Genomic DNA, 13,071 nt, shown 5'->3' with positions numbered 1-13,071 from the left:
AAGACTACAAAGCTAGCGGAGACTGTAAAAGTTTTAAGGAAAGTCCCACATCCGAACGTCTACGAACAGAACATTTCCTTCTTCCATACTTTTTGAATACGTTACCAAGAGTAGATTGCTTTCTAAATCATAGTATGGATTGCTTGCGATCCAACCTCCGGAAGAGTCTTTTGCATTTTTATAAAATTGTTCTAAGAAATACGGTCTCCAGCTCCAATTCCTTCCAACAAAGGAGTCGTCTTCTATCATTCCGGAATCTGAAATTTCAGAATAGTTAGGAGAAAGTTGTCTTCCTTCATGGTTAGTCACATACATCCTGAAAACGGATTTTTCCAGAAGATAAGAATTTCTTAATTTAATAGTTACGATCCCATTAAGAGAGATAACTTCGATTCCGGAAGATTCTAAACGATCTTCCAGCTCCTTTTCCTTTTTGATCCTTCGTAATAACTGATACTTTTTATAATTAAAGAATAGCTCGTGAAGTTGCGAGAATCGGATGCTCAATCCATTGATATCCATTAATTCAGGCGCAGGTTCTGCAAAATAGAAACCTTGTAAAAATCTGGCACCATAGGTTAAAGCATTATAAAGTTCAGTTTCTGTTTCCAGACCCTCAAACAGAAGAGAACATCCCAAACTTTCCGCCAATCTGGACAAAGTGAATAAAATCTCCTGGAAATTTCGAGAAGCAACGGAACTCCGAATAAGCCCCAGATCCACTTTGATGATATCCGGATATAATGCACCTATACGATCCAGGTTAGATGATTTAGAACCGAGATCGTCTATAGCAACTAAAAATCCAGAGCGTTTGTATAAATTGATCAAAGGTTTTAGCTGATCGATCTCTCCTGAAAAATGCTCCTCTACAATTTCTATCACAATTCTTTTAGGATCCAGGCCGAAACTTTTTGCAATCTGTAAAGTATAAGGTTCTTCATCAGTTTTGGAAGATAAATAGTCCTGCATGAAAGAAGGAGATATATTCAGAAAAAGTTTTGCTTTAGGATCCAGGCCTAAAGTATTACTGATCTTCTCCACCGCTTTTTTGCGAATGGTCCTATCTATTTCTAATTTAAGATTTTTGAATTCTTCTCTTTCGGAAACGGAAAAAGAATGAGGTATATCCGCTAAGAAGAATGGTCCAAGGCTATGGACCACACCCGCCTTATCTATGAAACGAGCAAGAGCCTCGTAACCGAAGATTGAGTCTTTTTCGACGGACAAAATGGGCTGGAAGTAAGGAACAATCTCACCTTCGGAAAACCATTCCCGCCATTTGGATGCATTCCAAGAAGCTCTTCCTTCGCTCATTCTTAACAATAAAATGAGAACCCTGTAAGAAGGATCAAGAATTTAAAATCAAAAGTTGAGATTCAAAGCTAAAAGAAGAATGAAGATAACTTAAACTAGTACCCGACTCCCAGTCCACAGCGGAAATCTTCCGGAATTCCTACCCAAGGAGTTCGTGGCCCAAAATTTCGTATTAAATTTCTATTACCGCCTGAGTTTTCTCGGAGAATTTCCACAAATCTCTCTTTTGTGAAAAGATCTTCTGATTCGGTTAACAATTTCAAGCGATCATAGTATACTTTTAGATTAGGATCTTGGATCTGATTCTTCCCGGAAGTAACTGATTCTAAGTATCCTAAAGGAATATTCCGAGTAAAATGCCCGACTCTCCAGTTAGAAACTGATTTCAATTTACTTAATAAAGGATCCGTTAAAGCATTAGAATCTATAATCTTACGATTTTCACCGGCAAAATAGCCATAAAAGCCTACATTGATCGTAGCACACGCTTTGTCCGGGTCCTTAGGAACCTTTTTGGACTTTCTACCGGCGTCGGCCCAACCATGAGTCGGAAATTCTTCGAATTTAAAGGAGCGTAGAAGATTCGTGCTTCTAAAATAAGCACCTTTCTCATCTTGGATCTCCCCATCGTTCCTAAGCCTAGTATAGTCTTTTGTAATATACAGATAAGAATTTTGGTTTAACAAGAATAAGGCGACAAAAAATAGAACGCTCACTCTAGGAATAGAAGTAAAGGAAAGATCAGCAAACAAGAATACGCACGCCACAAAAGGAAGAGCAAAAAATCTTCCCGCCATAAAATCCCCACCGATCGAGCATACATATAAAATATAAAGCCCTACACCTGCGGAAGTCGCAGCCTGTAAAAACTTCTTTTTCAGTAGAAAATAAGGTAAAAGTAAAATTGCAGAAGTAACCGAAAAAGAAGTGAAAATATCCCAACGAAAACTATTCTCCAAATAATCCAAACCGTAAGGCCATAAATGAGAAACAGTCAGATCAGTGTTTAATTTTGCATAGGCAGTATTCGGGAACAGATATCCGTAATACACTAAAGAAAATGCGGACCAGAAAAAAACAGGCAGGAGTCCCAAAACCGCTGCACAGGCAAACTCCCGCCAGGATCTTTTCTCCATTAAGGGTTTATAGAAATATAAAAGGAATGGAAGCCCCAAAAGAATAGTATCTTGTCTGTTCAGATAAGATAGAGAAAGATAAAAAAAGAAAAGAAGAATGCTACGGAAATCCGATTTTTTTTCCAGATCAAACGCCTTCTCCAAAAACAAAACGATCAAAAGAAATGAAAGAGGATTTTCCAAACCGGAGCTGGAAAAATCCACGAATGCTCTGGAAGTCAGTAACACTAAAAGGATCCAGGAGCCGCGAAACAATCCCCCTTCTCTTTTTCCAAAACGAGAAATGAGCAAATAGGCTGTTGCCCCAATACAAATCCAAGAAAGAATTAAAGAAGAATAATATACTGGAATTTTAAAAAACGAAAGAAGAATGAGTCCGAATAACCAAAGAGGATGAGTGTAAGCCTGAACACGTTCGTAAGTATTCCATCTAAGTCCGTAACCATTTAAAAAATTTTCCACGGTCCGAAAACTGATATAAGCGTCTTCGGTGACCCAGGAATTCACGATCACCACATAAACGAACAGAATACAGGAGATCGGAAAAAAGAATTTTGGAAGAGGTTTTTGGAAGAAGGATCGGATCTTTTCTAAGACAGAATTCACAACCTCCAAAGAAACATTCGGAACCCAAGTGTCATTCAGAATTCGGACGCTAAAGAATGATCCAAAACTTTCCTTCGGGATTTCTTCTTGACCCTGGATTTTCTTAGGACTTCCTAGCAGAATGTTCAATCGTCTTCTTTCCCGGATAACTTCCTTCACAGGCAAACCATCAGGCTTCCTGATTTTCGGAACTGTATTTTTATCCTTATTTCTAGCATGGCAGTACCAAACCGGAATACGGGTTGGGGATGGAGCGATCAAACAACAACAACTCGCGGATCTTTTACAAAACGGTCTGCCAGATTTCTCCTGCAGATACTCAGGAAAAGAAATAGATCCTGAATTTAGATTTTTACCTTTGGATCTTAAAAAAGGGTCCACCATGACCCATGTTTATAAAGGAAAATGTTATTACGTTTTCCCTTTTTACTATACCGCAATCCAGTATCCATTCGCTCTTTTAATGGGAAGATTCGGAAGTTTCTTCTTATCTTTAGTCTTTGGAGTTTTAACTCTAAGAGCATTATTCCAAATTTCAGAACTGTTCCAGTTAAAGGAAAAAGCAAAGTTTTTCTATCTGCTTTTATTACTTTTAGGTTCTGCGTTCAGTTTATTTTCTACGGATCTTTCCGAAACAATCATAGCGATCTATGGAGTCACCCAAGGAATTTATTTTTTACTTAAAGAAGACGAATCTTCTAAATCTATCGACTTAGTATTATCCGGTGGTTTTTTCGGGTTTGCCGCTTTTTTCAGACAGGAAACAATTTTATTAGCCGCGAGTCTTTCCATAGTTTATGCTTTTAGAATATTCAGAAATCCAAAAACTGCATTGTTCCCATTTACTTTCGGTACTCTTTTGATCCTCCAAGCAGTGATCAATTATTCAATCGTGGGGCACCCTCTCGGCTCCAGAGGATATCTCCAAGAGTCCTCTCCTTACGACTTAGTCGCGCAAATCTATTATTTAGGACAATTGGTGTTTTTAGGAAATGGATCCCTGGGATTATTCGGAGCTTATCCTGCATTGGCATTTATCGCTTTATGGAGACCAAAATCCGATCCTTTAACTCGGATACTTTATGGATTAGGGATTTTCATACTTTTATCCGGTTTTTTAACCTCTACTAAATTTTGGCAAGGGGTACTATTCGGACCTAGGTTCTTAATTACCATTCTACCTTTCTTGCTTTTGTTCTTATTTTCTATCTTAGAAAAAAATTGGGAAACTCTTAGCAAGCCATTTAAAATAACAGCCGTCCTTCTTCTTTCTTATTCTATCGTTGGGGGAATCGCATTCGACAGATTATATTACAAATTCACAAAATCGGTTGTTACTGAACAAAAAGAACTCAGTGATCACACTTCTAAAACTGTAATCTATAGAAAAGGTTCCGTGTTTTTACCTTCTAATTCCTTCCGGGAAGAAAGAGAAGTATATGAAATTGATTCTACAGAATCCTTCGACGCACTTTTAGAAAAATTAAATGGCATCGGAAAAACACAGGTAACTATTGTAGGTTTTAAGGATTCCTACCCAAAGGAAATTTTAGTCCCTCAATCTGAACATTTTGAATTTAAAAATAGAATATTCTACCAAAGTCCTTCGATCAATATGGAGACTTTAGATTTCAGTAAAGTCCACGCGAAGCCGCAAAGATAAAAAGAGCCTTTTACTGAACTTTTTGCGATCTAGGAGTTCCTACAAACGAATCAACGTCGCATGTTGGAATTCCAACACGCGACTACGGAAATTTTACTTCCCCCAGACCCTTCTGAATAGATCAGACTCTAATAGATTTTTCGGATCCAGTTTCTTCTTCATAGCTTTGAATTTTTCCAGGTTTTGTTTCGGCATGGACCTTCTGTAAACTTCCGGACGAAGAGTACTATCTTTTGCAAAATAGAATCTTCCTCCATTCTTCACAACGATCTCATCCATTTCTTTGGCAAGTTCCCAAAGTTTAGTTTTATTTCCTTTGGTCATAGGAAAGTCCATAGCCATAGAATAACCGTCTACAGCATGAGTGAGTAAAAACTTATCCGGCCTATGTTTCTTGAATACTCCAAGCCAGTTCACGATCCCTCTTTTTTGGCAAAGACTCAGGATCTCTTCAAAACCTTTAACTGCATTTTCTTTAGGAATAAAACTTTGGTACTGGATCATTGCACCAGGCTTGTACATAAATTTCCAATTCGGAACATAGTCCAAAAGAAAAGCGTATTCTGCATGTCCTTGCTCGTAAGGTTTATTATTATTTAAAAACCCGGAGATCCACTTTCCAAAATTCACGAATCTCATTCCAAGTTTATTGCTAAACGGATACATGAAAAGCCACATCCACGATTTAGGAACGATCCCTAAGAATGTGCTTGGAAGAATTTGATTTTCCAATTTGCAATTTTCAGGAAAGCCAGGGTCTTCTCCTGCTTTTAGATGAACTGCTTTGTGGATTTGGCCTCTTCCCAGACTTTTTCCGGAAGCAAATCCATCCACCCAACCTACAAGATAATCGGATTGTTTGTATTCTTTTTCGAAATAATCATACATCTCTTGGAGGTTTGAAGTATTCACTGGCCAAACCTTCATTTTGCCAGAGTAGATTTTTTTGAGCTTGATGGTTACTGTAAGAAATGCCCCGAGCATTCCAAAACCTGAAATCGCTGAGTAAAATATATCCGAATTCTTTTTAGGAGAACAAACTGATTCTTTTCCATCAGGACTTAAAAAAGTAAATTCTTGGATATGATCTCCGATCGGTCCGACTGCAAAGTTATTCTTTCCATGAATATTCATAGAAAGAGCTCCGCCTAATGTGGGAAACATTGTACCACTTACAACAGGAGGCCAAAATCCTCTTTCGATACCGAACTCCCAAAGTTGTTTGATAGTCACTCCGGACTCCGCTACTAAGATCCCTGTTTTAGGATCAAAGGATAAGATCTTGTTAAAATTACGGATATCTACTACGATCCCTTTTTCGTTAGTCGCAGCGTCACCGTAACTGCAACCACCACCTCTAAATGCAACTTTTGTATTCGTATCTCTCGCGTAAGTGAATAGATCCTTGAAGTCCTGGATAGAAGCAGGTAAGAAAACCTTACTATTGGAGAAATGGTTCATTCCCCAGGCTTCCACCTTTTGGACTGGACTTAAACGAGATTCGAACTCTTTCAGATCGAAACCCATTTTTTTAGTTTTGGGAGTTACCTTTTTTTTAACGGTCTTTTTTTTAGAGGCGGTTGCCATTTTAGATCACCTTTTCCTTAAATGGAAAGTTTTCTGAAAATAAATGAAGGGATAAGTCTAATAATCAAAGAGACTAAGGCCCAACGAGCAGGCACATAGAAGTTCTCTTTTCCAGCATTCACTTTTGCTAATATAACTTGAGCAGCTTCCTTCGCAGTGATCAACCACATAAGACCAGGCAAACCTTCTGTCATTGGTGTTTCGATCATTCCAGGTTTTACTGTGACTACTTGGATCCCTTTTACTGCTAAACGATTTCTTAAAGCTTCCAAGTAAGTGGACATTCCTGCTTTAGATGCGTTATAGACCGGGTTACCTCTACGTCCTCTATCGCCCGCGATGGAAGATATACCGATTATTTTGCCGGCCTTCTTCTCTTGAAAATATGCTGCGGCAGAATCCAACCAAGCAACACAACCAAGAAGGTTGACTTCCAACATTTCCAAATCTTTATCGATAGGAAATTCTTCCGCGCCTACTCTATGCATCACACCTGATGCGTAATAAATTTCGTCCAAGCCGCCTAAAGCTTTTACAGCTTTAGCAAATTCTCCTGGGACTTTGGAATATTCAGTAACGTCGTGTTTAACGAATAAGTTTTTTACCTTGGAAGAAGGAAGTTTTTTCAATTCCTTCTCTCTTCTTGCAAAAGCAGCGACCTGATGTCCTTGTTCGATCAATTGAGATGCAATTTCTTTTCCGATACCGCTAGAAGCGCCTACTACGATGATCTTTTTAGCCATACCAACCTTTCTGAGACGCAAGGCCAGTATGACAAGCCTGATTTGGGCGGTTTCGGAGAGAAGAATGACCCGAGTTTAAGTATGAATACGTTTGTCTCCGTTCGGACCATTTTCTAAAATATAATCATAAAGAAAAGATTCACTCTTCTTCCAAATACCGGTGTTACGATCCAAGATTTCCGCAGGCTTCCAATTCTTTTTATAATCCATCTTAGGATGGCCAGGAAGAAAAAGACCCAATTGAAATTCTTTAAATCCGTTTTCTTTGGCCCAAAGAATAGAAGAAAGAATGAGAAAATTACCCAGACTTCTTTTAGATTCTTCCGGATCAAAAACGGAATACACAGCTGACAAAGTTTCAAGCCCAAGATCTAATAGGATCCAACCTAAAAGTATATCGTTTTTATAAAGGAGAAGTTCCGCAGAATTTTCGGAACCCTCGTACATTTGGAATTTCATGTTCTCCAAAATATCCGACTCTGATTCGCCGTAACTTCCTTCGTGCCGAGACCTTTGGTATTTCACATATAAATTCTTTTTATCAGGATCGATAAGAGGTAGGGAAATTTTCAGAGTCAGATCATGATTTTTTTTGATCATTCTTTTGTGGTTCGAACTAGGAAAGAATTCGGACAACAAGACGCGATAACTCAGGCAATGAGAACATACGGAACAATTGGTCCTATAAAAGAAATTGCCTGACCTTCTGAAACCGAAACGAAAAAGATCATCCAAAATTTCAGGAGGAAGTTTCTCCTTAGAAAAGAAACCCTTCACCTTAGAATTCCTTTCCGGATAATAGGCACATTCCGACTCAGGGGTCTCCGGCAGAGAACCTAAGAATGTAAAATAATCCAACCCCATCTTTGCCATGATATAGATCCATTTTTACATTGCCAAACCAAAGCCCCCGAAGGATAGGACTATTGATGGTATTTGGTTTAATGATGGATCATCCGGCACGTTGGAACGCTTATAGATTGGCTTTCGGATTCACAGTTCTCAGCTATCTTTTTTATTTTTTATCCCTTCCTTTCGTATTATTCGCCTTATTAGCAGCCGGACTATTTTGCCTGATCGGAGGGTTATTCTTTCCTCATACATTCGATCAGTTATATAGGACTTTCCAATTTTTGCTATTAGGCATACTCTCCTTTTTGCTTTCCTTACTGATCCTGATCGGGTATTTAATTTTTTGGAGACCTTTTCAATTCGTTTTCGGATCTAAAAACGAAGACTAAAAAAGTGAAAAAGTTCAAAATATACTGCGACGGCGCATCCAAAGGAAATCCAGGACCTTCTTCCATTGGAATAGCCGTTTACGAAGGCGAAACAGAGGTACATTCTATCTCTCGTAGGATCTCCGACGGAACCAATAATATGGCTGAATGGGCGGCCCTCGAAGCAGGGATAGAATATTGTCTTTCCCAAGGCGCAAGTGAGGTAACTGCCTATCTGGATTCTGAATTGGTAGTCAAACAATTCAAAGGGGAATACAAGGTCAAATCCCCTCACCTTCAAATCGCTAAAGAAAAAGTAAAAGGCCTCACGTCCAAACTCAAACTTTTCTCTATACACCATGTTCTTCGGGAAAAGAATAAAAGAGCGGATAAGCTAGCGAACTTAGCATTCGAATCTTAATAAAAAAAGGTTTCCTCTTGAGATTCCTCTCGAAAAATTCCATGTATGGGCCGTAAGAAAATACTAATTCTGTTCTTACTCTTATTCCAGACCTGCAAGGCAAGTATTTTAGACAAAATGAAAGATCTACAAAAAGAAGGAAAGTATTTGGAACTTGCAATCCTCTGCAACGAGCATACTGACCAAGAATACAAAGAGATCTGCAATACTGCCTGGAATGAAACAGGAAGAAGGATAGATCAAATCCTTTCCCAACAAGCTGATCTTCCCTTCTTACGAGTTTCAGTAGACGAAAAAACCAAAAAGCAAGTTGAGGAAATTTTTTCCAAGAACCCTGCACTCAAAGAACGTTATTTACCGATTTGGAAAAAGATCGTCCAGGAATGATGAACTCCGATCCCAAGCAACTTATCTCCCAAATCCCTTCTCCCTCTTTAGAAGATCTAATAGAGATCAGTACTATAATACGAAATCATGGAGGAGAAGCTTATCTTGTAGGAGGAAGTGTACGTGATTTGATCTTAAATAAGATCCCTCACGAATACGATCTTGCAGTTTCGATCCATCCGGAAGAAATACAAAAGATCTTCAAAAGAACCGTTCCAACCGGGATCAAACACGGAACCATCACAGTATTATTCCATGATAGATCTTACGAATTGACTACATTCAGAAAAGACGAAGATTATTTAGACGGAAGAAGACCCGAGACTGTACAATTCGGAGTAAGTCTGAGCGAAGATCTAAAAAGAAGGGACTTCACAATGAACTCTCTTGCCCTGGATCTTCAAAAAAAGACATTAGTGGACGAACATTCCGGATTAGAAGACATTCAAAATTCTTTAATCAGGACCATAGGAAATCCGGTCTCCAGATTTACGGAAGATGGACTTAGACCAGTCAGGGCCATTCGATTTGTTTCCACATTAGGATTTATGATCCACCCGGAAACCGCCGAAGCAATAGACGCCTGTAGACAAATCACTGGGAAAGTTTCCCCGGAAAGAATACACGATGAATTTTTAAAAATTCTTAAAAGCAAAAATCCGATCGGTGGATTGGATCTATTAAGAAAACATAAAACTCTGGAATTATTCAGCAAAACAAAATTATATTCCGGGGATTGGGAAAAGCATAAAAACGGATTTTCCAAACTTCTCCAGGCTTCCGAAAAATCTAAAATTGCCTATTTTTTAATTTCCTGTTTCTCGGAACAAACCTGGCTTTCAGAATCGAATATATTTTTCAAAGAGCTGAAATTCTCCAACCAAAGGACCAAGGATTCCCAGTTTTTAGTAAGAACCTTATATTCGCTCATCCAACAAAAAGAAGAATTAAGAACTTCCCCTGGACTTCGCGCTCATCTACTTCATCCGATCGCACAATATGCGGGAAAAAAAGATCTATGGGACTGGTGCTTAGAACTTTCCTTTCTTTGGTCCGCATTCTTAAATGAAGAAGCATTCTGGCTCGCAAGCGCAGAACAAGAATGGAAGAAGAGTCCTCCACTTCTTCTATCTGATCTTACCATCGATGGAAATCTGATCCGAGAGAAATTCCCAGAACTTCCTGCGCCTAAACTAGGAGAAGCATTGCGCTCTTCTTTGCTTTCCGTTCTCCAAGATCCAAGTCTCAATTCAGAAGAATTTCTTCTAGATCAGATCCGTAAATCTTACTAATCCGAAAGTAGTAAAAGGGTAATTTGTCGAAGTGCCTACAGCTTTTGTTTAGTCTTTCAGCATTTCAAATTGCGCTTAATTTTTAAGCACTATGTTAATATATAAAAAATAATCCGAAAAGCTTATAAAATATGAGCATCAAATATTGGATTTAGAATCGTTTTTAAGCCTGATTTAGTCTCTTTGCTCATTTTTATCACGTTGGCACACTAGTTGCATAGTTAGGAGCATAGGAGATTTAGGAGAATGATGAGAAAAAAAACAGCCAGCCTCATTGCTACCTTTACTCTGGTGACCGCCTCTTCGATTTTTGCCCAGCCGAAGAAGGAAACGCCGGACCCGAAGGCAGCAGGTGCAGTGAAAGCTGCTCCGGCCCCAGAACCTGAAGATACGAAATGGTATGATAAGGTAGACTTTTCTGGATTTGTGGATGTGTACTACATGTACAATAACAACCCACTCCAAGGAAGCGCCGTAGATACTACCAGAGCATTCGAGACCAGCAACAAAAACTTTGGTGTTAACGCAGCTGCACTTGCTGTACAGAAGACCGCTGAAAAATCCAGCCCTTGGGGATTCCGTGTGGATTTCCAAAACGGACAAAACAACGCCTACCAAGAAGCTCCTTACGTTCAATCCAACGGAATTTACAACTATAACATGCTGAAACAAGCATACATCAGTATGTATTTCCCTGTGTTGAAAGGGATGACCTTAGACGTTGGAAAAATGGCAACGCATATTGGATATGAAGTGTTAGAATCGATGAACAACCCTAACTACTCGATAGGGGCCATCTTCCAAAACACGATCCCGTTCATTCATACCGGTGCTCGCTTAACCACTCAATTTACAGACAAATGGGCAGGAACCTTTTATCTGTATAACAGTGGTGCAGGTACCGGTTATAGAACTGGAGTTCCGGACGGAAGTACTACAAATAACTACTTCTTCGAAGCGGCAACTCAGCATAAAGCGATTGGAACTCAGGTAAAAGGAACCTTGATCGAAGACAAATTGGCCATTACTTGGAACACTTTGTATTCTCAAGATGGTGCTACTGGAAGGATCGATCCAACACAACAATTTGTAGCTGACCAATTAGCGGCTCAAACCGGAGACCCTGCTGTAGCAGCTCTTACTGCTCCATCAGCAAAGTATAATAAAGATTATTGGTTCATGAACCATGCAATCTTGTCCATCACTCCTACCGACAGGATCCAAGTTGATTTGGATTATACTTGGAGTGAGAAAGCAGGTGGTGCCGCAGCAGCAAACCTTGCACAACAGCAGTACAACCCAACAGGTGCGGCTACAGTTGAAACGATCCTAGGTGGAACCGTATCTACCGAAAATACTAAAAGTTCTTATAAAGCTTATGGTATCTTCAGTAAGTTCAAGATCGGTGAAACTTGGGGAGTTAACGTCCGTGTTGAGTATATCGACGATAGCCACAACAACGGTCGCTTGACTACTTTCAACCCGTTCGCAGGATCTCAAGCAGCTAACTCTTGGTATGCAGGAAAATATGCACAAGATAAAGCAATTGCAGAGCAGATCATTGCAGCTACTCCTGCATTGGGAGGCTTAACTGCTGACCAACTACTTGCAGCTTTAGACCCGAAAAACTACAAAGATTACGGTGGATCTTCCAACTACGGACAGTATAAAACATTTACTGTTACTCCAGTATGGAACTATACTGAAAATCTACTCATCAAATTGGATATGAGAAGAGACTGGGCAACCGGTTATCAATTCGTTACCTCTTCCGGTGAGAAAAGCAAAGACCAATACGGTATAACCTTAGGCGTCGTTGCTAAATTCGATTAATTCGAATTCGGTAGATTTCTACGAAAAAGAGCGTCCTTTATGGGCGCTCTTTTTTTATCTTCACTGAGATTGATAAATTGATCTAAATAAGGAAAGAACGGATCAGAAATCCAGCTCAGATTGTCCGGACATCGCAACTAATTGCCTTCTGAAAGAGTGAGGAAGAATATTCCAACAAGATCTGAATGTCTTTTTCCAAAAGCCGGTTTCTGCTTTTTTAAGTTTTGCCTTTAACTGCTCGCTCATCTCAGATCCCTCTTAAGATTTTTAGAGCGAAAAAACTTTAAAAAAATTTCGAACTGTCAGTGATTTCCTAGTTCGGAATTTCAAAAATCTATCCAAGAAATTGTAAGGTCCTTAGATAGATTTTTATGATTTATACGTCGGATAGCAGATCGGTTTTAAAACCGGTTAAGTCTCTAACCCTTCTATTAAGCTACTAAAACCCCATAAACGATAATTGCAATCCCCACTAAATTTGCAGTGACTCCAATTGCACCAATGATCTTTCCGAGAGGAGGATTTTCCTTGAATTCGTCTTTGATCCCTTGGAGCCAATCCACTGTATCTTTCAGAGCGATAAATCCGGATGAAACTGCAAAAGAGATCGCTCCTACCAAAGCAGCAGTCTCTGAAAGAGGAGCCAGCTGAAATGCAAAGACTAACCCTAAAATCATAGCGCCTTGCATCAACGGTCCGATATGAGCAGCTTGCAGATATCTGGAAGGAAATTCAGCCTTCATTCTTGCAAATGCATACGCAAATCCTGTCAGACTTCCGTATGCTAAATTAAAAACTCCGGTTAGGATCAAAATTTTTTCGGGTAAATTCATGTCATCACCTATCTATATTTAGGCTAAGTGCAT

At 39.3% G+C, this 13,071-nt stretch carries 13 protein-coding genes; 6 read left to right on the top strand and 7 right to left on the bottom strand.

From position 1 onward, the window contains the following. Positions 1–33: 33 nt before the first annotated feature. Positions 34–1,317, bottom strand: coding sequence for an EAL domain-containing protein (locus CH352_RS11250; protein ID WP_207766693.1), 1,284 nt, complete (start codon positions 1,315–1,317; stop codon positions 34–36). Between the two features lie 95 nt (positions 1,318–1,412). After that, entirely contained in the window at positions 1,413–3,188 is a 1,776-nt protein-coding gene (locus CH352_RS11245) for a hypothetical protein (RefSeq protein WP_243396357.1), read from the bottom strand. Between CH352_RS11245 and CH352_RS11240 the strand changes: the two genes are divergently transcribed. Then, positions 3,181–4,722: an LA_3751/LA_3752 family putative glycosyltransferase gene (locus tag CH352_RS11240; protein WP_100707199.1), complete on the top strand. Its 1,542-nt coding sequence runs from the start codon at positions 3,181–3,183 to the stop codon at positions 4,720–4,722. The two genes, CH352_RS11245 and CH352_RS11240, sit on opposite strands and share 8 nt — an antisense overlap. Before the next feature lie 93 nt (positions 4,723–4,815). Here the strand turns inward: CH352_RS11240 and CH352_RS11235 are convergent, their stop codons facing one another. The 3 genes from CH352_RS11235 to CH352_RS11225 form a co-directional block, all read right to left on the bottom strand. Beyond that, positions 4,816–6,309: an FAD-binding oxidoreductase gene (locus CH352_RS11235; RefSeq protein ID WP_100707198.1), complete on the bottom strand. Its 1,494-nt coding sequence runs from the start codon at positions 6,307–6,309 to the stop codon at positions 4,816–4,818. A gap of 17 nt (positions 6,310–6,326) precedes the next feature. Beyond that, positions 6,327–7,052 carry an SDR family NAD(P)-dependent oxidoreductase gene (locus tag CH352_RS11230; RefSeq protein WP_100707197.1) on the bottom strand — a complete coding sequence of 242 codons (726 nt, stop codon included), beginning with the start codon at positions 7,050–7,052 and terminating at the stop codon, positions 6,327–6,329. Positions 7,053–7,127: 75 nt separating this feature from the next. Next, the gene (locus tag CH352_RS11225) at positions 7,128–7,925 is read right to left on the bottom strand and encodes an arginyltransferase (RefSeq protein ID WP_100707196.1); all 798 of its coding nucleotides are present in this window, start codon (positions 7,923–7,925) and stop codon (positions 7,128–7,130) included. 56 nt (positions 7,926–7,981) lie between these two features. On the opposite strand from CH352_RS11225, the gene CH352_RS11220 reads away from it, so the two are divergent. The 5 genes from CH352_RS11220 to CH352_RS11200 all read left to right on the top strand — a co-directional run bounded on the left by CH352_RS11220 (position 7,982) and on the right by CH352_RS11200 (position 12,205). Next, positions 7,982–8,293, top strand: coding sequence for a hypothetical protein (locus CH352_RS11220; RefSeq protein ID WP_100707195.1), 312 nt, complete (start codon positions 7,982–7,984; stop codon positions 8,291–8,293). 4 nt (positions 8,294–8,297) lie between these two features. Continuing rightward, a complete protein-coding gene (locus tag CH352_RS11215) occupies positions 8,298–8,693 on the top strand; it encodes a ribonuclease HI family protein (RefSeq protein WP_100707194.1) in 396 nt (131 codons plus the stop codon). Between the two features lie 45 nt (positions 8,694–8,738). Further along, a complete protein-coding gene (locus CH352_RS11210) occupies positions 8,739–9,080 on the top strand; it encodes a hypothetical protein (protein ID WP_100707193.1) in 342 nt (113 codons plus the stop codon). Continuing rightward, positions 9,077–10,372, top strand: a complete 1,296-nt coding sequence (locus tag CH352_RS11205) for a CCA tRNA nucleotidyltransferase (RefSeq protein ID WP_100707192.1) — start codon at positions 9,077–9,079, stop codon at positions 10,370–10,372. The genes CH352_RS11210 and CH352_RS11205 overlap by 4 nt, the downstream gene beginning before the upstream one ends. 249 nt (positions 10,373–10,621) lie before the next feature. Then, the gene (locus tag CH352_RS11200) at positions 10,622–12,205 is read left to right on the top strand and encodes an outer membrane beta-barrel protein (RefSeq protein WP_100707191.1); all 1,584 of its coding nucleotides are present in this window, start codon (positions 10,622–10,624) and stop codon (positions 12,203–12,205) included. Between the two features lie 102 nt (positions 12,206–12,307). Here CH352_RS11200 and CH352_RS19050 read toward each other — a convergent pair whose 3' ends face one another. Further along, entirely contained in the window at positions 12,308–12,451 is a 144-nt protein-coding gene (locus CH352_RS19050; RefSeq protein ID WP_165780187.1) for a hypothetical protein, read from the bottom strand. Positions 12,452–12,636: 185 nt separating this feature from the next. Continuing rightward, positions 12,637–13,038: a hypothetical protein gene (locus tag CH352_RS11195; RefSeq protein WP_100707190.1), complete on the bottom strand. Its 402-nt coding sequence runs from the start codon at positions 13,036–13,038 to the stop codon at positions 12,637–12,639. Positions 13,039–13,071 lie beyond the last annotated feature (33 nt).

Source organism: Leptospira hartskeerlii (assembly GCF_002811475.1).
In the GTDB taxonomy this organism is placed as follows: domain Bacteria; phylum Spirochaetota; class Leptospiria; order Leptospirales; family Leptospiraceae; genus Leptospira_B; species Leptospira_B hartskeerlii.
Note: the sequence above shows the minus strand (reverse complement) of the source record. Positions and strands in the feature narration are given on the sequence as shown.

Coding starts and splice junctions, on each gene's coding strand:
- CH352_RS11250 (WP_207766693.1), bottom strand. CDS start 1,317: ATGAGCGAAGGAAGAGCTTCTTGGAATGCATCCAAATGGCGGGAATGG.
- CH352_RS11240 (WP_100707199.1), top strand. CDS start 3,181: ATGTTCAATCGTCTTCTTTCCCGGATAACTTCCTTCACAGGCAAACCA.
- CH352_RS11235 (WP_100707198.1), bottom strand. CDS start 6,309: ATGGCAACCGCCTCTAAAAAAAAGACCGTTAAAAAAAAGGTAACTCCC.
- CH352_RS11230 (WP_100707197.1), bottom strand. CDS start 7,052: ATGGCTAAAAAGATCATCGTAGTAGGCGCTTCTAGCGGTATCGGAAAA.
- CH352_RS11225 (WP_100707196.1), bottom strand. CDS start 7,925: ATGGCAAAGATGGGGTTGGATTATTTTACATTCTTAGGTTCTCTGCCG.
- CH352_RS11220 (WP_100707195.1), top strand. CDS start 7,982: ATGGTATTTGGTTTAATGATGGATCATCCGGCACGTTGGAACGCTTAT.
- CH352_RS11210 (WP_100707193.1), top strand. CDS start 8,739: ATGGGCCGTAAGAAAATACTAATTCTGTTCTTACTCTTATTCCAGACC.
- CH352_RS11205 (WP_100707192.1), top strand. CDS start 9,077: ATGATGAACTCCGATCCCAAGCAACTTATCTCCCAAATCCCTTCTCCC.
- CH352_RS11200 (WP_100707191.1), top strand. CDS start 10,622: ATGAGAAAAAAAACAGCCAGCCTCATTGCTACCTTTACTCTGGTGACC.
- CH352_RS19050 (WP_165780187.1), bottom strand. CDS start 12,451: ATGAGCGAGCAGTTAAAGGCAAAACTTAAAAAAGCAGAAACCGGCTTT.
- CH352_RS11195 (WP_100707190.1), bottom strand. CDS start 13,038: ATGAATTTACCCGAAAAAATTTTGATCCTAACCGGAGTTTTTAATTTA.